We start from the raw sequence: 19,251 nt of genomic DNA on the forward strand, positions 1-19,251 counted from the left end.
GCGTGTCGGTCGTGTTTGCGTACGGTGTCCCGCGGTGCACTACCTGTCGAACTGCACATCGCTTACCTGTTGACGGGGTGATGGGTGAGGGCTTGGTGAGGGGCCGGAGCTCTTTCGGGGGATGAGGGTTGGGGTTGAGTAGAGGTGCGGTTGGGGTGGGGCTCCGGTTAGCGCGGCGAAGAGGTGGCGGGCTGCTTCGGCGCCGTAGCCGACGACGTTGTGGCTCAGGGCTGTCAGCGTCGGGTGAGTGATGCGGCAGAGCGGGGAGTCGTCCCAGGCGACCAGCGTGATGTCGTCGGGGATGTGGAGGTCGAGCGCCTGGATGACCGCCAGTCCGGCGACCGCCATCAGGTCGTTGTCGTAGGCGATCGCCGTCGGACCATCCGCCAGCGCCGCGTGGGTCGCGGTGGCGCCTTGGGCGGCGGAGTAGTCGGTGTGGTGCGTGGTTGCAGTGAGGGCGAGTCGACGTACGGCCGCGTCAAAGGCCTGGTCACGGATCCAGACGTCACCGAACTCGGGCGGCCCGGCGATCCGCGCGATCACCCGATGCCCGAGCGCAGCGACATGTTCGAGCGCCGCGTTCATCGCCGCCGTACTGTCCGTCCACACACACGGCATACCCTCGGCGAGCGCTGGATCTCCGACCAGTACTGCCGGCAGCCCGAGCTTTCGCAGCACCGGGATCCGCGGATCGGCGACCCGCAGATCGACCACCAGTACGCCGTCGACGCGGCGCTCGGCAGACCACTTCCGGTACGTCGCCAACTCCTCGTCGAGGTCCGCGACGACCTGCAGCGCCAGCGCGTACGAGTGTTCCGAGAGGACCGACTCGACACCACCGACGAAGCCCATGAAGTACGGCTCTTCGATCAGCGTCTGCGGACTCCGCGCGAGCACCAGCCCGAACGTCTCACTGCGCGCCGCGGACAACTGACGCGCGGCCCGGTTCGGCACCCACTCGAGCTCCGCCGCGACCCGGAGCACCCGCGCACGGGTGGCCGCCGAGACACCGGGACGATTGTTCAGCGCGTACGACACCGCGCCCTGCGAGACCCCGCAGCGCCGGGCGATCTCCTTGATGGTCACACGGGACACGACACCCTCCTCACCGGGTGCCCGGACCACCGGCCCGGTGATTCAAGTGTCCTCCCACTTCAACCCTGTGTCATCAGCTGCACACACAAGGTGACAGTTTGGTCAAACCCCACATTCTGGGGAAACTCTCAGGTGACCGCCCAGTCGTTGGGCGGAGGGTGGTGTCGACGGGGGCCGGTGGGATACGGTTGCCGTCGTTACTTAACCGGTTCGGCTTACCAGTCGGCGCCGACCCCAGGGCAGCGGGCGAGGCGCCGCCGACTAGGAGAAACCATGGTCGCAAAGGACCACCTGTCCCTCCAGCTCTACACGGTCCGGGGCAAGCTCGAAGAGGACTTCGACGGCACCCTGGCGCGGATCGCGGAGATCGGCTACACGAAGGTCGAGCCCTTCGGTGTGACCGCCTACGCGGACCGTCTGGCCGACGCGCTGCCCAAGCACGGACTCTCGGCCCCCACCACGCACGCCGGCCTGCTGCGCGACGAGGCCGCCCCGATCTACGCCGCGGCGAAGCGGCTCGGCATCACCACGGTGATCGACCCGCACACCGACCCGGCCCGCTGGCAGTCCGCCGACGACATCAAGGCGATCGCGGACGGCCTGAACAAGGCCGCCACCGAGGCCGCCGACCACGGCATCACGGTCGGGTACCACAACCACCAGTTCGAACTCGAGTCGAAGATCGGCGGCGCGCACGGCCTGGAGATCCTGGCCGACAACCTGGCCGACAACGTGATCCTCGAGGTCGACACGTACTGGGCCGCGGTCGGCGGCGCGGACGTACCGGCGCTGCTGAAGAAGTTCGGCGACCGGGTCACCGCGATCCACGTCAAGGACGGCGACGGCACGCTGAACAACAAGGCCCAGGTCGCGGTCGGCGACGGCGTCATCGCGGTCCGGGACATCCTGGCCGCGGCGCCGCAGGCCCTGCGGGTCGTCGAGCTCGACGACTTCACCGGCGAGATCCTCGACGCGGTCGAGGGCTCGTACGCCTTCCTCACCGGAGAGGGTGCGCCTGCATGAACGAGCGAAGCGAGTTCATCATCAAGCACAGCCGCGATCGTGCCTCATCGGCGCCCGGAGCGAAGCGAGGACGTCGATGAGCTCTGTCGGTGTAGGTGTCGTCGGCGCCGGAGTGATCTCCGACGCCTACATCAAGAGCATGCAGAGCTTCCCGGACCTGAAGGTCGTCGCGATCGGCGACCTGCGCCCGGAGGCGGCCGAGGCGAAGGCCAAGGAGTACGGCATCGAGGCCCACGGGGGCCCCGAGGTGGTGCTGAACAACCCGGACGTCGAGATCGTGGTCAACCTGACCATCCCGGTCGCGCACGTCGAGGTCGCGCTCGCTGCGGTTGCCGCAGGCAAGCATGTCTGGAGCGAGAAGCCGTTCTCCCTCGATCAGGACAGCGGGCTCAAGCTGCTGGCCACGGCCAAGGATGCGGGCGTGCGGCTCGGTTGCGCGCCGGACACCATCCTCGGCCCGGGTCTGCAGGAGTCCCGGCGGATCATCGAGCGCGGTGACATCGGTACGCCGCTGACCGCGCTCACGCTGATGCAGTCCCCCGGCCCGGAGTCCTGGCACCCGAACCCGGCGTTCCTGTTCCAGGAGGGCGCAGGCCCGCTCTGGGACATCGGCCCGTACTACCTGACCACGCTGGTGCAGCTGTTCGGTCCGGTCGCCGCGGTGGCGGGTATCGGCTCGAAGTCCAAGGAGAAGCGCACGATCGGCTCCGGTCCGCTGGCCGGGACCGACTTCGACGTGACAGTGCCGACGCACGTCAGCGCGATCGCGAAGTTCGAGTCCGGGCAGTCGTCGCAGAGCATCTTCAGCTTCGACTCGCCGCTGTCGCGGGGCGGGTTCGTCGAGATCACCGGCGCGGACGCGACCCTGGCCGTACCGGACCCGAACGGGTTCGACGGTGCGATCAAGATCCGCCGTCGCGGCGCGGAGGACTGGGAGACCATCGCCGAGACCAAGGCGGTCGCGCAGCGCGGGACCGGCGTCCTCGAGATGGCGCGCGCCATCCGGGCCGGCCGGGACCATCGGGCGACCGGGGCGCTGGCGTTCCACATCGTCGACGTGATGGCGTCCATCACCGACTCGATCGACACCGGCGCGTTCGTCGACGTGCAGAGCACGGTCGACGTCGCGCCGATCCTGCCGGACGACTGGGACGTGACGGCGGCCACCCTGTGAGCATCCCCCTGGATCCCCGGCGGACCATCGTGTTCGCCGGGGACTCGGTGACCGACTGCGGCCGCCGCACCGACCCGGACGGGCTGGGCGACGGCTATGTGCGCAACGTGTACGACGATCTGTCCGGCCGGCTCGGTGAACGCCGGCCGTCGATCGTCAACGCGGGCATCAGCGGCAACCGGGCGGTCGATCTGGCCGCCCGGTGGGCCACCGACGTGCTCGCCCACGACCCTGCGCTGGTGTCGATCCTGATCGGGATCAACGACACCTGGCGCCGGTACGACGAGAACGACCCGACGACGCCGGAGGCCTTCGAGGCGTCGTACCGCGAACTGCTCGACTCGCTGTCCTGCCCGGTGGTCCTGATGGAGCCGTTCCTGCTGCCGGTGAAGGACGGCCAGGAGACGTGGCGCGAGGACCTCGACCCGAAGCTCGACGTGGTCCGGAAGCTCGCCGTCGAGTACGGCGCGATCCTGGTCCCGACCGACGTCGAGCTGACCAAGCAGGCCGCCACCGCCGGCGCGGCGACGCTCGCCGGCGACGGCGTGCACCCGTCCGCGGCCGGACACCGTGCCCTCGCCGACCTGTGGCGACAGTACGTCCTCGACTGACCTCCACCGCTCCCCGCCTGGCAGGGAGCGGTGCAGTTTCACTAAACCGGTTCATCCCCTGGAGCCCCACTGTGACATCGCTGAAGACCTTCGATCTGACCTCCGACGGTGGGGTCGCCTGGACCGTGCAAGCCGTTGGAGGGCAGGTGCCCGACAGCCTGATCGGCCGACCGGTGGTCGCGACCGTGCCCGGCGAGGTGCACACCGACCTGCTCGCGGCCGGTGAGATCCCGGATCCGTTCGACGGCGACAACGAGTCCAAGCTGCACTGGATCGGCCGTACCCGCTGGAGCTACCGGTCGACGTTCACGTGGGTTGCTGACGGCAACGACCGGCAGGAGCTGGTTGCCGAGGGCCTGGACACTGTCGCGACGGTGACGCTGAACGGCCGGAGCCTCGGCCGGACGGCGAACCAGCACCGCTCGTACCGGTTCGACGTCACCGGCATCATGGTGGCCGGGGAGAACGAACTGGTCGTCGAGTTCGAGGGTCCGGTGGCGGCGGCCGAGGCGAAGCGGGCCGAGGTCGGCAGCTGGCCGCACACCAACCTGCATCCGTACAACGAGCTGCGCAAGATGGCCTCGAACTTCGGCTGGGACTGGGGGCCGGACGTCGCGACCGTCGGCATCTGGCGGCCGATCCGGATCGAGTCCTGGTCCGGCGTCCGGATTCAGTCCGTCCGTCCGCTCGCGAGCGCAGACGGCGTGCTGAACACCCATGTCTCGCTGGCGTGGACCGACACCGCCGCGGAGTACGTCACCGTCACCGCTGAGGTCGGCGGGACGACGCAGTCCGTGACCGTCAAGCCCGGTTGGGACTCCGTACTGCTGACCAACACGGTCAACGATGTCGATCTGTGGTGGCCGCGCGGTCATGGCGAGCAGCCGTTGTACGACGTGGTGGTGAAGCTGACCGACGAGGAGTGGACCGGCCGGGTCGGCTTCCGTACCGTCACGATGAACGTTGCCCCGGACAACGACGGCACGCCGTACGTACTGTCCGTGAACGGCAAGCCGATCTACGTCCGCGGTGCGAACTGGATCCCCGACGACGCGTTCGTGACGCGGCTGAACGCCGAGACGTACCGGACGAGCATCCAGGACGCGGTCGACGCGAGCATGAACCTGCTGCGCGTCTGGGGCGGCGGGATCTACGAGAGCGAGGACTTCTACGACGCCTGCGACGAGCTCGGGATCCTGGTCTGGCAGGACTTCCTGTTCGCCTGCGCGGCGTACTCCGAGGACGAGCCGCTGTGGAGCGAGGTCGAGGCCGAGGCGCGCGAGGCGGTCACGCGACTGAGCAAGCACGCGAGCCTCGCGGTCTGGAACGGCAACAACGAGAACATCTGGGGGTACGTCGAGTGGAACTGGCGGGGCCCGCTCGCCGGCCGCGCGTGGGGTGCCGGGTACTACCTGGACCTGCTGCCGCGCGTCGTCGCGGAGCTCGACCCGCGGACGCCGTACTCGGCCGGCAGCCCGTACTCGTTCGACCAGTTCATCCACCCGAACGACGACCGGCACGGCACGATGCACATCTGGGACGTGTGGAACCAGGTGGACTACACAACGTACCGCGACTACAAGCCGCGGTTCGTGTCGGAGTTCGGGTTCCAGGGCCCGCCGGCCTGGTCGACGCTGACGTCGGTGGTGCACGACTCGCCGCTCGACCCGTACGGCGAGCAGATGCTCGTGCACCAGAAGGCGTTCGAGGGCAACCTCAAGCTCGAGCGTGGTCTCGGTGAGCACCTGCCGAAGTGGAGCAGCATCGACGACTGGCACTGGACCACGCAGCTCAACCAGGCGCGTGCTGTTGCCTACGGCATCGAACACTTCCGGTCGCTGTTCCCGCTGAACACCGGCGCGATCGTGTGGCAGCTGAACGACAACTGGCCGGTCGTCTCCTGGGCCGCCGTCGACGGGCACGGGATCCGCAAGCCGTTGTGGTACGCGTTGAAGCGCGTGTACGCCGACCGCCTGTTCACCGTGCAGCCGCGCGAGAACGGGCTGGTAGTTGCCGCGCACAACGACACGGACGAGGCCTGGTCGGCCGAGGTGACAGTCACCCGCCGGTCGACCGCGGCCGACGGCAAGGTGCTGGCGCAGGAGACGTTCGCGGTCGAGATCGGTGCCCGGTCGGCGGTCGTCAGCGACCTTCCCGAGTCGGTGGCGACCCCCGAAGATGCCTCCGCCGAGTACGTCGAGGTCGCAGCCGGCGAGGTCACCGCATACTGGTACTTCGTCGAGGACACCGGGCTGCAGCTCGCCGGTGACGCGTACACGGCCACGGTCACGCCGACCGACGGCGGGTACGACGTGACGGTCACCGCGACCGCGCTGGTGAAGGACCTCGCGCTCTTCCCGGACCGGCTGGACGCGGCGGCGCGGGTGGACTCGTGTCTGGTCACGCTGTCCGCGGGCCAGAGCCACACGTTCCACGTCATCGGTGCGAGCGCGCCGGAGCAGGTCGGCGTACCGGTCCTGCGGTCGGCGAACGACCTGGTGAACTGATTTACGTCGAGACCTTGACTAAAGGTGCGGCGGGACCGCTACTTGGGGGTGAAACCCCTTGGTCCCGCCCCACCTCGGAGGTCCTGCCGTCATGCGTTCTCTTGCCGTTGTCCTGCTGAGTTTGGCTTCTCTTCTGGTGGCTCCGGCCACCGCATCGGCGGCCCTCCCGGCCTGCCAGCACTTCTACACCGGCCCGATTCCCGACCGCCCGGTCTCCGGCGGCCACGGCAACGGGACCACTGCGCCGCCGTACGACGTCAGTGGCCGGTTGCCCGCGCCGACAGGTGTCGAGTGCGGGCTCGGTGCGGACGGGAAGGTGACGTTCACATTCGACCGAGTGCCTGGCGCGAAGGCGTACCGGGCGTTCCGGAACGGCCAGGCGCTGCAGTGGATCAGTGACTGGGGTCAGCCGACACTGCAGGTCACCGATGCGAGCCCGTGCGACGGCGCGCACTACCAGGTGTACGCGATGTCGGCCGAGGACACGTCGGCGTCGTCGGTCGGTCAGATCAGTACGTCGTACCGGCTGGACTCCTCGAACCGGCTGGCGGCGTACCGGATGCCTGCGGGCACGACGCTGACCTACCGCGTGTCGGCGTACAACGACGTCGCGCAGACCGCACTCGGCTACAACGCGGGCACCGGGATCTGCGCCGTGGACGCGCGGATCATCCCGTGGGGTACGCGGCTGTACGTGCCGGGCTACGGGCACTGCTACGCCGCTGACATCGGCAGCTGGATCAAGGACGACATCGTGGACGTTTGGTTCCCGCCTGGCCCGGATGCGGACAACTGGGGCATCCAGCGACTCGCCCTCACCGTAGAGTGAGCGGGTGACCTGGGGGAAACGTGTAGCGATCAGTGCCCTGTTACTGACACTCGTAGCGTGCAGCGACACCAAGCCGCCGGCAGGAACTGCGTCGGCAGGTGTCGTGCCGCAGACGCGCGCCCCTGTGGTTCCGGCACGTACGACGCAGCCGCTCAGGCCGACGATGGCCCGCGTGCAGGTACGGCCTGGTACGTCGACCAACGCCAAGGCGATGCCCGTGCTCGACCATGGCCCGCGGGACAAGAAGCAGATCGCGTTGACGTTCGACGCGGATCTCACTGCGCTGATGCGGAAGCGGCTGGTCTCCGGGAAGGTCAAGTCGTACTACAACAAGCCGCTGATCGACGAGCTCCGGACACTGCACGTACCGGCCACCCTGTTCCTTACGGGCATGTGGATGGAGCAGTACCCCGAGGTGACGAAGGAGCTCGCCAAGGACCCGCTGTTCGAGCTGGGCACGCACACGTACGACCACCGCGGTTTCACCAAGCACTGCTACACCCTGGGGACAGTGCCTCGCGGCCAGATGCTGGCCGACGTACGGCGGGCCATCGTGCAGTTGGACCAGCTGGATCCGCATGCGACCAGGTGGTTCCGCTTCCCCGGTGGCTGTTACGACGCGACCGCACTGCACGAGCTGGCACCAGCAGGCGTCACGGCGGTCGGTCTGGACGTACCGGGCGCGGACGGGTTCGCCAAGGCGGCACAGCCGATCGTCAAGCAGGTCCTGGACCACGTACAGAACGGGTCGATCGTCGTACTGCACATGCACGGCGGCGACAACGCGCCGTACACCGCCCAGGCCGTCGGGCCGATCGTGCGCGAGCTCCGCGCCCGCGGTTACCAGCTCGTGACCGTGACGCAGCTCGTCAGTCGACGGTGACCGCGACGTACTTGACCTCCAAGTACTCGTCGATCCCCACCGAGCCGCCCTCACGCCCGAGGCCGGACTGCTTCACGCCGCCGAACGGTGCCGCCGGGTTGGACACGATGCCCTGGTTCAGCCCGATCATCCCGGCCTCGAGCCGCTCCGACACCCGCAGCGCGCGGCTCAGGTCGTTCGTGAACAGGTAGGACACCAGGCCGTACTCCGTGTCGTTGGCCAGCCGTACCGCCTCGTCCTCGGTCTCGAACGCGGTCAGCGGTGCGACCGGTCCGAAGATCTCCTCCTTCTGCAACCGCGCACTCTGCGGTACGTCGGCGAGCACGGTCGGCTGGAAGAAGTACCCGTTGCCGTCGGCAATCGCCCCGCCGGTGAGCGTACGCGCGCCCTGCGCGATCGCGTCCGCGACCAGATCGGCCACCTTGTCGCGCTGCTTGGCGTCGATCAGCGGCCCCACGTCGACGCCGTCCTCGGTGCCGCGGCCGACCTTCAGCGCGGCCATCCGCTCGGTCAGGCGGGACGCGAACTCGTCCATCACCGACGAGTGCACATAGATCCGGTTGGCGGCCGTACAGGCCTCGCCGCCGTTGCGCATCTTGGCCAGCATCGCGCCGTCGACCGCCTTGTCCAGGTCGGCGTCGGAGAAGACCAGCAGCGGCGCGTTGCCGCCGAGCTCCATGCTCGTCCGCAGCACCTGATCCGCGGCCTGCTCGAGCAGCTTGCGGCCGACGGGAGTGGATCCGGTGAAGGACAGCTTGCGGGCGCGGCCGTCCCGGATGAGCGGCTCCATGACGCCGCCGGCGTCCTGCGTGGTGACGACGTTCAGCACTCCGGCGGGGAGCCCGGCCTCGGCCATCAGCTCGGCGAGCTTGAGCATCGACAGCGGCGTCTGCGCAGCCGGCTTGATCACCATCGTGCAGCCGGCCGCGACCGCCGGGCCGATCTTGCGGGCACCCATCGCGGCCGGGAAGTTCCACGGGGTGATCAGCAGGCACGGCCCGACCGGCTGACGCATCACCAGGAACCGGCCGGCGCCGTTCGGCGCGATCTGGTAGCCGCCGTCGATCCGGACGGCCTCCTCGGCGAACCAGCGGAAGAACTCGGCCGCGTACGCGATCTCGCCCTTCGACTCGGCGACCGGCTTGCCCATCTCCAGCGTCATCAGCAGCGCGAGCTCGTCGGCCCGCTCGGTCATCAGCTCGTACGTACGGCGCAGGATCTCGCCACGCTCCCGCGGCGCCGTCGCGGCCCACTCCGCCTGCGCCGCGACGGCCGCATCCAGCGCGGCCAGGCCGTCCGCGGGACTCGCATCGGCCACGTCACACAGCGTCGTCCCGGTGGCCGGGTCCTCGACCGGGAGCGTCCTGCCGCCCGCGGCCGCGACCCACTTCCCGCCGATGAACAACTCGGTCGGACACGCCTCGACGACATCCTGCTCTCGGGACATAACCCTGCCTTTCACTGGTCGGCACTACCCAGATTAGGTCGCGCCCCGGAAGCGGCCGGACCGGGGACGTAGGACTAAACCGGCCCGATTCCGGGCAGAGATGCGTGTACTGGAGCATCGGGCACCCCCGGAGTGATAGTTGTCGACTCACGCACCGGTATCCGCCAGTCGGCGCGGCCATTGAACAGTATTTACGAACGCTCGCTCTCTATACTGTGCGAGTGGCAGGCAAGGGGTCGGACATGGGCAAGGGAACGGTCGGCGGCGGCGGTACGACGATGCTGCGGCGGATCAATGTCGCCTCGGTTCTGGATGCGGTCCGCAGGTCCGCGCCGGCACCGCTGCGCGTCGCTGAACTGGTCGAGCGCACCGGTCTGGCCAGGCCGACGGTCGCCCAGGCCGTTGACGAGCTGCTCGATGCCGGCTGGCTGCAGCAGCACGGGCCCGACTCCGCGGACCGCTCGCTCGGCCGCCCGGCGATCCGCGTCTCGCTGCGCGGACGCGCGGCGCCGGTGCTCGGGCTGGACGTCGGCCCGCACCGGGTGACCGTCGGCGTGTCCGACCTGGCCGGCCGCAAGCTGTCGCTGGTCCGCCGGTCGGGGCCGGGCTGGAGCGCCCAGGAGTTGCTCGGCGTGATCGGTGAGGTCATCAACGAGGCCCTGGCCGAGGCCGAGGTGCCGGCCGAGGACGTCGCTGCCGTGGTCGCCGCGAGCCCCGGCATCGTCGACGAGCACACCGGCCGGGTCCAGCTGGTCCCGAGCGTGCCGGGCTGGTCGGCGGTCGACCTGATCAAGCACGTGCGCGGTCTGCTCGACTGCCCGGTAATGCTGGACAACGACGCCAACCTGGCGGCCCTGGCGATCGCTGCCGCGCGCGGCGGCACCGGCACACTGCTGGCCGTCCAGTGGGGCGAGCGGCTCGGTGCGGGCATCGTCATCGACGGGCGGCTGCACCGCGGGACCGGAGCGGCCGGCGAGATCGGCTTCATCGCCACCGACACCGCCGACGTGATCAACCCTGAGGACAGCCGCGGCCCACTGGAGCGTGCGGTCGGCTCCGAGGCGATCGCGGCACTGGGACGCCAGGCGGCGCTGGACAACCCGAAGTCGCGGCTGGCCGAGCTGGGCGGCGAGCAGCTGGACACCGCAGACGTGTTCGCGGCCGCTGCGGAGCGTGACCCGGTCGCACAGGCCGTCGTACAGCAGGTGGCGCGGACGTTCGCCCGTGCGCTGGCTCCGTCCGTACTGGTGCTCGATCCGACTGCTGTTGTCATCGGTGGCGGTGTCGCGCGCGCCGGTGCCGTGCTACTCGACGCCATCTCGGATCAGCTGCGTCTACTCACCCTCAACCACCCGAAGCTCGAGCTCTCCGCACTAGCCGAGGACGCAGTGGTTACAGGCGCAATGCGCATGGCCCTGGACGAGGTGTGGCAACGCAAGCTCCCCACACCCGCCATGACGAGCACTACCTAGGTCCGGGCACCACCTTCGCACCAGGAGCACCACACCAGCAGGTGTAGGTGAGCTCGTAGAGCACCTGTCCCGCCAGGTCCAGCCGGCGGTCCAGACCCGTCACCATGCTCATCGGCAGCAACATGCGTCGATCACAGGCAGAGCAGGTGATGACGATCATCGCCTGCCCCAGCCGTACGTGCGGGTCGCGTAGAGGCGGTGGATCCGGCGCCAGTGGGCCCACAGGTCGTCCAGGAACCACTTGCACCGCAGGTCGATCGGAATGCGATCACTCATTGTGCACACCCACCACAGAGAACGACTGCCACGACTGTTTCAGTAGAAAGAGCGTACGACAGCCAGGGCCGTGCGCGGAAGGGAATTATGCGAGCGTTTGGGCGATCGCGTCTGGGCGGTCCAGGTGGACGAGGTGGGCTGAGTCCTTCAGGACCTCGACCGTCGCGCCTAGTACGTCGGCCAGCCTTTGCTGGCCGGCCAGCCAGCTCTTGGCGGTGAAGCGGGAGCTGCCGCCGGTTGCTACCAGGAGGGCTGTGGGGGCGATGGCGCCTACTGGGGTGGCTACTAGCTTGGCTACCTCGGCGGCTAGCTCCCAGCTGCCGGCCAGCTCGTCCCAGAACAGTAGCCACGACTCACGCCCGCCGTACCGCGCCTTGGCGGTTGCTCTCGACAACGGGTCGTGGTTGGCCGTACTGCCCAGCCGCACGATCAACTGCCGTACGCCAGGTCCGAGCAGCTGCGGTACGCCGATCCGCGCCAGGGCCTTCACCACCGAGCGCACTGCCCGGTCCCCACGCCGCCCCGGGTAGAACGGACGCCACCCGGTCTCCGACGTAAGGCTGCTGTCGACCAGTACCAGCCGGGTCACCTCATGCGGTCGGGTCAGCGCCCAACGCAGTACTGCGAGGCCACCGATCGAGTGACCGACCAGTGCGACCTCAGCATCGGGCGGTACGCCGGCGGCTGCGCGCAGGGCGTCCACGTCCGACGTGATCGGCGTACGCCACGGATCGATGACCCGGACGTCGAGGTCCGGCAGCAGCTCGACGACCCGGCCGAACTCCTCCGGAGTCTCAGCCAGGCCGGGTACCACGATCCAGGTCACTGTCATCGAGACAAAGCCTGCCTCAGACCTGGTAACAATGTCCCCAGCATTAAGCAAACGAGCAGCACCGAGACGCGCTGGAGGATGCCCGGTGCATCCAGGTCGTCACCCACGAGCACATCGTGTCCCGTCTGCAGCCCCAGCCACGTCTGTGTCGCAGCAACCGCAGCAGCCAGTACGGCAACCAGCCTGCTCCAGGCGCCGCCCCAGCCCGCCCTCCGGAGTACGAGCACCGCAAACACGCCCATAGCGATGCTGCCGAGACCTGCGACCGTCGAGGTCACTTCATGCAGTACCAGGTCCACACCTGTCTGTCCGTTCGCCTCAGCTGCCCGGCACGCAGCACTGGCTGACGGAGCACAGTCCATCGGCGACAACGAGTCGAACAGCGTTCCGAGCCCGAACGCCGCCGTACTGATCAGCAGCCCGGCCAGCTCGCGCCGCGCCCGCGCCGCCGGCCTCCCCAGCAGTACGGCGATCAGCAGCAACACGCCTGTCGCCAGGTCCATCGCCCGTGCCCAGAGACTCGTTGACTGGTCCAACGCACCCAGCTCGCTGAGGAACGAGTTGCCGACGTCCAGTGGGAAGCCGGCCGCCGCCTCCAGCAGCAGGCTGCAGTAGAGCACAGCGCCGGCCAGCATCAGGTTGCGGATCAGGCGGTACGGAACGGCGGCCATGCCGAACACCGTGCCATGTCAACCAAAGTATTGGCTGTGGCGTCAGCTGTACCGTCAAGGTAGTGCTAGGTCGACCGAAGTCTCAGCAAAGTAATGGGATGATCGGCGGGTGCCGTCGGAACAAACAGCAGTGATCCCGGCGTGGCAGCATCGTGCCGCGGTCTGGGTGGGCCGCGTTGTCGTGGTCGCCTCGGTGTGGTCGTTCATCGCGATTCCGCTGCATGTCGGTGCTCCGAGATTCGTCAAGCACGTCGACACCGCGTTCGACTTCGTCGGCATCCCGGCCGGGCACACGTTCTTCTCCGCCGTCTACCTCGCGGTCGTCGGCAGCGCGTTGCTGCGCGGCAAGCGCGCGGCCCTGCTCTGGGTGCTGTGGGTCTTCGAGGCGCTTTGGCTGCTCGCGCAGGTGGCGGGGATCGCCTTCACCAGCGTCCGGCTGGCGAATCCCACCGATACCGATCTGCTCCGCGACTTCGGTCCGGCGAGCGTTCAGGACCTGGAGTGGGGCATCGTCCAGGCCGTCGTGGTCGCCGCGATCGTCGTTCTGCTGTGGACGATCCGCGGCGCCTTCCCGGCCCGGCTCGCCCCTGGTAGCCGCCGGCTCGCGATCGCCGCGCTGGTCTCCGGCATGGTGATCTCGATCGCCGTCAGCATCACCCTCACCCAGTTGTTCCCGCGCACGCTCAGCGGCCAGCGGCAGAAGATCGGCTGGGCCGTGATCGCCGCGCTCGGCCAGTCCCGCAACAAGATGGGCGGTCACGAGGGCCACGGCTGGATCGGCCTCACCGTCGGCGCGATCTCGGCCGCCTCGCTGGTGGTCGCGTTCTGGATCTTCCTCCGCTCGGTGCAGCGCGTCCGGTACCTGACTCAGCCGGAGGAGCTCGAGGTACGCCGGTTGCTCCTGCTGCACGGCGAGCGCGACTCTCTCGGGTACTTCGCCACCCGCCGCGACAAGGCGGTCGTGTTCGCCCCGGGCAACGACGCCGCGATCGCGTACCGGGTGGTGAACGGCGTCAGCCTGGCCAGCGGCGATCCGCTCGGTGATCCGGTCGCGTGGCCGGCCGCGATCCAGCGCTGGCTGGCGGAAGCCCGCCGGTACGGGTGGTCGCCCGCGGTGCTGTCGGCGAGCGAGGAGGCGGCGCAGGCGTACGTCGACGCCGGGCTGCGCGCGCTGTCGATGGGCGACGAGGCGATCATCGACGTCGCTGACTTCACGCTCGAGGGCCGGACGATGCGGCCGGTACGCCAGGCGGTGACGCGGGTTCAGCGCGCCGGCTACCACGCCGAGGTGGTCCGGCACGGAGACCTGTCGCCACAGGCGATGGCGGAGTACACGAGGCTCGCGGAGAAGTGGCGGGGTGCGCGGACCGAGCGTGGTTTCTCGATGGCCCTGGGCCGGTTGGGTGATTCGGCCGACGCGCGGTGCGTGATGGTGATCGCGCGCGACGCCGACGGTCAGGTCCGCGGCCTGCTGTCGTTCGCTCCGTGGGGCGTACGGGGTGTCTCGCTGGACCTGATGCGGCGCGACCCCGAGTCCGTGAACGGGCTGATCGAGTTCATGGTGACGTCGCTGGTGGAGGCCTCCGGCGACCTCGGCGTGCACCGCATCTCGCTGAACTTCGCGGTGTTCCGGGAGATCTTCAGCGACGCCGAGCGGGTCGGCGCGGGACCGGTGCTGCGACTCACGAACGCCTTTCTCACCGCGGCCTCGCGGTTCTGGCAGTGGGAGAGTCTGTACCAGTCGAACGAGAAGTACCTGCCGCGCTGGTCGCCCCGCCTGATCTGCTACTCGCGTGGAGCATCGCTGGCACAGGTGCTGCTGGCGGTCGGTACCGCGGAGGGCTTCCTGCCGGCGCCGCGGCCGTGGACCCGCGTCGACAGCATCGGATCCGCGGAACGGCACGCGATCAAGGCCACGGACGGTCAGGCGTTCTCCACCGCCGTACGCGAACAGGAAACCGAGCTGCTGCGGCCGCCGCTGCCCGAGCGCAAGCTCACCGAGCAGGAACAGATCCGGCGTACGAAGCTGGCCCAACTCGTTGCTGCGGGCATCGATCCGTACCCGGTCAGCGTGCCGCGGACCGAGACGCTGGAGCGGGTCCGGGAGCTGTACCCGAACCTGCCGGCCGATCACCACACCGGCCACACCGTGTCCGTGACCGGCCGCGTCCTGCGGATGCGGGACCACGGCGGCCTCTCGTTCGCGCAGCTGCAGGACGGGCTCACGCAGCTGCAGGTGATGCTCACTGCCGAGTCGTGCGGCGACGTACCACTGGACCAGTGGCGGCGTCTCGTCGACATCGGCGACCACGTCAGCGTGACCGGCGAGATCGTCACCAGCCGCCGCGGTGAGCTGTCGCTCGCCGGCACCTCGTGGGCGATGGCCGCGAAGTGCCTGCATCCCTTGCCCGACAAGCGAAAGGGCTTCACCGACCCCGAGGCCCGCGTCCGGCAGCGGCACATCGACCTGGTGATGAACCCGGACTCGTTGCGGATGATGCAGCAGCGCAGCGCCGCCGTACGGGCGCTGCGCAACGGTTTCGAGACCCGCGGCTTCATCGAGGTGGAGACGCCGATGCTGCAGGCCGTACACGGTGGCGCGAACGCGCGGCCGTTCGTCACACACATCAACGCCTACGACACCGACCTGTTCCTGCGGATCGCGCCGGAGCTGTTCCTGAAGCGGCTCAGCGTCGGCGGGATGGGCAAGATCTACGAGCTGAACCGGAACTTCCGCAACGAGGGCGCGGACGCGACCCACAACCCGGAATTCACCTCGGTCGAGGCCTACCAGCCGTACGCCGACTACCACGTGATGCGCGAGCTCACCCGCGAGCTGCTGATCGAGGCGGCGACCGCGGTGTACGGCAAGCCCGTCGTCCGGCGGGACGGCGAGGAACTCGACATCTCCGGCGACTGGCCCGTGATCACCGTCCACGACGCGGTCGGCAACGCCGCCGGTACGGCGATCGACCCGGACACGCCCGCGGAGCGGCTCCGGGAGCTGTGCGCGGAGCACGGCGTCCACACGACGTTCGACATGTCTGCGGGCGAGCTGGTACTGGAGTTGTACGACGAGCTCGTGGAGCCGAACACCACGCTGCCGACGTTCTACACCGACTTCCCGCTCGAGACGTCGCCGCTGACCCGCACCCACCGCTCCGAACCACGGCTCGCCGAGCGCTGGGACCTGGTCGCGTTCGGTGCCGAGATCGGTACGGCCTACTCCGAGCTGGTCGACCCGGTCGAGCAGCGTCGACGGCTCACCGCGCAGTCGCTGAAGGCCGCCGCGGGCGATCCCGAGGCGATGTCGCTGGACGAGGACTTCCTGTCCGCCCTGGAGTACGCGATGCCGCCGTCGGGCGGTCTCGGGATCGGGGTGGACCGGGTGATGATGATGCTGACCGGGCAGAACATCCGGAGCACCCTGGCCTTCCCGTTCGTCCGCCCTGCACCACGGGACTAGGGCGTGGGGGGGGGGGGGCCCCCCCCCCCCCCCCCCCCCCCGCGGGGGGGGGGGGGGGGGCCGCCCCCCCCCCCCCCCCCCCCCCCGCCCCTGTTTCGTCCCGGCTTGGGCGACCGGACAGAATGGGTACGTGTCGGACCTTCCTCGTAAGGCGCTGAGCCGGACCGCGAAACTCGCCAGCCTGCCCCTCGGTGCCGCCGGCCGGGCCACGGTCGGCCTGGGCAAGCGCATCGGTGGCGCGCCCGCCGAGGCCGTGTTCGCCGAGTTCCAGCGGCGTACGGCGGACCAGCTGTTCGCCGTCCTGGGTGAGCTCAAGGGCGGCGCGATGAAGTTCGGGCAGATGCTCAGCCTGATGGAGTCGGCGATGCCCGAGGAGTTCGCGGCGCCGTACCGGGCGACCCTGACCAAGCTCCAGGACTCCGCTCCGCCGATGCCGATGTCGACGGTGGACACGATCCTGTCCCGGGAGCTCGGCAAGCGCTGGCGGGACAGGTTCGACGAGTTCGCCGACATCCCGGCCGCGGCCGCGTCGATCGGCCAGGTGCACCGCGGGCGGCTCAAGGACGGCCGCGAGGTCGCCGTCAAGCTCCAGTACCCGGGCGCCGCGGAGGCGCTGCGTGCGGACCTTCGCCAGCTCGGCCGGTTCGGGCGGACGATCGGCACACTGATCCCCGGCCTGGACGTGAAGCCGCTGGTGGCGGAGCTCCAGGAGCGGATCGGCGAGGAGCTCGACTACGACCGCGAGGCACAGGCGCAGCAGCAGTACGCCGACGCCTTCAAGGACCACCCGGAATTCGTCGTTCCGCGGGTCGTGAAGCACTCCCCCTCGGTGATCGTCTCGGAGTGGATCGAGGGCCGCCCGCTCTCGTCGTACATCGCCGACGGCAGCAGACAAGAGCGGGACGCGATCGGGCTGAAGTACGTGCGCTTCATGTTCAGCGGGCCGAAGTACGCAGGCCTGCTGCACTCGGACCCGCATCCGGGCAACTTCCGCGTGCTCGCGGACGGCCGGCTCGGCGTGGTCGACTTCGGTCTCTGCGCGCGGCTCCCGGACGGCCTGCCGCCGGCGATCGGGCGGCTGCTCCGGATCTCCCTGAACGGCGACGGGACGGCGGTTCGCGACGGGCTCAAGGCCGAGGGCTTCATCAAGCCGCGGATGGACATCGACCCGGAGCAGCTGATGGATTATCTGGCGCCGTTCGCGGAGCCGGCCCGGGAGGAGACCTTCCAGTTCAGCCGGGCCTGGATGCGGGCGCAGGCGAACCGGACCGGTGACTTCCGCTCGCCCAACGCCTCGCTGGCCCTGCGGCTGAACATGCCGCCGTCGTACCTGCTGATCCACCGGGTGTGGATCGGGGGTATGGCCGTACTGTCCCAACTCGAGGCGGAGGCGCCGTTCCGGGGTGTGCTCGAGGAGCTCCTGCCGGGCTTCACCGACGACTGAGCGCTATCGACGACCGAGAGGCGGCAGTGCGCGCAGCGTGACGGCCAGCAGGATCGCCATCCCGGCCAGCGCCACCGCAGTGACGCCGGCGGCAAGGTGCAGACCGGAGGTGAAGGCCTCGCGAGCCTGAGTCAGAACGTCACCGGAGGCGCCCTGGGCGATCGTCTCGCCGAGGGAGTTGCTGCCGGTCCGGCCTCGGTACACCGCGGTCACCACGCTGCCGAGTACGGCGATACCGAGCGAATAGCCGAACTCGTTCCCGGTCTGCGTCAATGCGCCCGCGGAACCGGCCTTCTCGGGCGGCACCGAGCCGATGACCAGGTTCGTACCCAACGTGACGAGCGCGCCCGGTCCGAAGGCCTGGAGCGCGAACGCGACCACCAGCACGGTCGTCGATGTCGTCTGACTGACGACGGCCATCCCCACAACCGTCAGAGCGACGCCGGCCGGGATCAGGACGGCCGGGCGGATCCGCTGCGCCAGCCGCGGCGCAAGCTGGAAGCTGATGGTCGAGGTGAGCATGCCCGGGACCAGCGCGAGCCCGGCCTCCAACGGGCTCATCCCCTTGACGAGCTGGAAGTACTGGGCGACGAACACCATGACGCCGCCGGACAGCATCGAGTACGCCGTCATGCTGCCGGGCGTGACGCTGAACGTCCGCCGGGCGAACAGCCGGACGTCGACCAGAGGGTCGCTCAGGTGCTGCTGCCGCCGTACGAAGATGCAGCCGAAGACGACGCCGACGGCGAGCGCACCGAGGGACTGAATGCCGGCGCCGTGCGCGGCCAGGTGCTTCAGGCCGTGGATCGCCGGCAGGATCGCCGCGAGCGAAAGCAGGACGCTCGGTACGTCGATCCGCCCGGCGTGCTCGTTGCGGTACTCGGGGAGCAGCACCGGCCCCACTGCCAGCAGCACGATCATCGCGGGGACACCGATCAGGAACGCCGAACCCCACCAGAAGTGGTTGAGCAGGATGCCGCCGACGATCGGGCCGACGATGGCGCCGACCGTGAAGCACCCGCCAAAGACACCCAGTGCCGTGGCCCGCTGCCGGGAATCGGGGAACAGGGTCGAGATCAGCGACAGTGTGCACGGCGTGATCGCGGCGCCGGCGATGCCCAGCACCGCACGGGCGCCGATCAGCATGCCGGGGTTCACCGAGTACGCCGCCACGATCGAGGCGACGCCGAACACGGCGGCGGCGATCAGCAGCAGCCGGCGGCGTCCGATGCGGTCGCCGAGGTTGCCCATCGTGATCATCAGGCCGGCCACCATGAAGCCGTACACGTCGAGGATCCAGAGCTGCTGGGCGCTGGTGGCCCCGAGTGCGTCCGTAACGGCCGGTACGGCCAGGAGCATCACGAACAGGTCCAGCGACACCAGCAGCGTCGCCAGGCACAGGACGCCGAGCGCAATCCACTGGCGCCGGCCGGTGGCCACAGCGTCCGCCTCGAGCGTGAGAGTCATGTTTCCGGTCCTTTCCGAGGAGTGTCTTCACCCAGGCGTCGAGTGGAGCCGCTC

14 protein-coding genes are annotated in these 19,251 nt (G+C 69.3%); 9 read left to right on the forward strand and 5 right to left on the reverse strand.

Translation table 11 applies throughout. From position 1 onward, the window contains the following. Window positions 1-39: 39 nt before the first annotated feature. Window positions 40-1,095 (reverse strand): LacI family DNA-binding transcriptional regulator, encoded by a 1,056-nt coding sequence (locus tag ACGFI6_RS21695; protein ID WP_393121112.1) that lies wholly within the window; start codon window positions 1,093-1,095, stop codon window positions 40-42. A 273-nt stretch (window positions 1,096-1,368) separates the two neighbouring features. On the opposite strand from ACGFI6_RS21695, the gene ACGFI6_RS21700 reads away from it, so the two are divergent. The 6 genes from ACGFI6_RS21700 (at window position 1,369) to ACGFI6_RS21725 (ending at window position 8,122) form a co-directional block, all read left to right on the forward strand. After that, on the forward strand, window positions 1,369-2,118 hold the full coding sequence (locus ACGFI6_RS21700; protein WP_393121114.1) for a sugar phosphate isomerase/epimerase family protein: 750 nt from the start codon (window positions 1,369-1,371) through the stop codon (window positions 2,116-2,118). A gap of 76 nt (window positions 2,119-2,194) precedes the next feature. Further along, on the forward strand, window positions 2,195-3,292 hold the full coding sequence (locus tag ACGFI6_RS21705; protein ID WP_393121116.1) for a Gfo/Idh/MocA family protein: 1,098 nt from the start codon (window positions 2,195-2,197) through the stop codon (window positions 3,290-3,292). Continuing rightward, entirely contained in the window at window positions 3,289-3,903 is a 615-nt protein-coding gene (locus tag ACGFI6_RS21710) for an SGNH/GDSL hydrolase family protein (RefSeq protein WP_393121117.1), read from the forward strand. Before ACGFI6_RS21705 ends, ACGFI6_RS21710 begins: the two co-directional genes overlap by 4 nt. A 71-nt stretch (window positions 3,904-3,974) precedes the next feature. After that, complete coding sequence (locus tag ACGFI6_RS21715) at window positions 3,975-6,410, forward strand: glycoside hydrolase family 2 protein (protein ID WP_393121119.1); 2,436 nt, start codon at window positions 3,975-3,977, stop codon at window positions 6,408-6,410. A 91-nt stretch (window positions 6,411-6,501) separates the two neighbouring features. Further along, on the forward strand, window positions 6,502-7,239 hold the full coding sequence (locus ACGFI6_RS21720) for a 3D domain-containing protein (RefSeq protein WP_393121121.1): 738 nt from the start codon (window positions 6,502-6,504) through the stop codon (window positions 7,237-7,239). 172 nt (window positions 7,240-7,411) lie between these two features. After that, window positions 7,412-8,122 (forward strand): polysaccharide deacetylase family protein, encoded by a 711-nt coding sequence (locus ACGFI6_RS21725; protein ID WP_393121123.1) that lies wholly within the window; start codon window positions 7,412-7,414, stop codon window positions 8,120-8,122. On the opposite strand, the gene ACGFI6_RS21730 is transcribed toward ACGFI6_RS21725, so the two are convergent. Then, on the reverse strand, window positions 8,109-9,569 hold the full coding sequence (locus ACGFI6_RS21730; protein WP_393121125.1) for an NAD-dependent succinate-semialdehyde dehydrogenase: 1,461 nt from the start codon (window positions 9,567-9,569) through the stop codon (window positions 8,109-8,111). The genes ACGFI6_RS21725 and ACGFI6_RS21730 overlap by 14 nt on opposite strands. Before the next feature lie 221 nt (window positions 9,570-9,790). Between ACGFI6_RS21730 and ACGFI6_RS21735 the strand changes: the two genes are divergently transcribed. Beyond that, window positions 9,791-11,041, forward strand: coding sequence for an ROK family protein (locus ACGFI6_RS21735; protein WP_393121127.1), 1,251 nt, complete (start codon window positions 9,791-9,793; stop codon window positions 11,039-11,041). A gap of 361 nt (window positions 11,042-11,402) precedes the next feature. Here the strand turns inward: ACGFI6_RS21735 and ACGFI6_RS21740 are convergent, their stop codons facing one another. Continuing rightward, on the reverse strand, window positions 11,403-12,149 hold the full coding sequence (locus tag ACGFI6_RS21740) for an alpha/beta fold hydrolase (protein ID WP_393121129.1): 747 nt from the start codon (window positions 12,147-12,149) through the stop codon (window positions 11,403-11,405). After that, window positions 12,146-12,820 carry a DUF998 domain-containing protein gene (locus ACGFI6_RS21745; RefSeq protein ID WP_393121131.1) on the reverse strand — a complete coding sequence of 225 codons (675 nt, stop codon included), beginning with the start codon at window positions 12,818-12,820 and terminating at the stop codon, window positions 12,146-12,148. Before ACGFI6_RS21745 ends, ACGFI6_RS21740 begins: the two co-directional genes overlap by 4 nt. Window positions 12,821-12,929: 109 nt before the next feature. Between ACGFI6_RS21745 and lysX the strand changes: the two genes are divergently transcribed. Next, window positions 12,930-16,286, forward strand: a complete 3,357-nt coding sequence (gene lysX / locus ACGFI6_RS21750; RefSeq protein ID WP_393121132.1) for a bifunctional lysylphosphatidylglycerol synthetase/lysine--tRNA ligase LysX — start codon at window positions 12,930-12,932, stop codon at window positions 16,284-16,286. Between the two features lie 130 nt (window positions 16,287-16,416). Next, a complete protein-coding gene (locus ACGFI6_RS21755) occupies window positions 16,417-17,730 on the forward strand; it encodes an ABC1 kinase family protein (protein WP_393121134.1) in 1,314 nt (437 codons plus the stop codon). A gap of 3 nt (window positions 17,731-17,733) precedes the next feature. Here the strand turns inward: ACGFI6_RS21755 and ACGFI6_RS21760 are convergent, their stop codons facing one another. Then, on the reverse strand, window positions 17,734-19,197 hold the full coding sequence (locus tag ACGFI6_RS21760; RefSeq protein WP_393121136.1) for an MFS transporter: 1,464 nt from the start codon (window positions 19,195-19,197) through the stop codon (window positions 17,734-17,736). Window positions 19,198-19,251 lie beyond the last annotated feature (54 nt).

Source organism: Kribbella sp. NPDC048928 (assembly GCF_043197975.1).
Taxonomy (GTDB): Bacteria; Actinomycetota; Actinomycetes; order Propionibacteriales; family Kribbellaceae; genus Kribbella.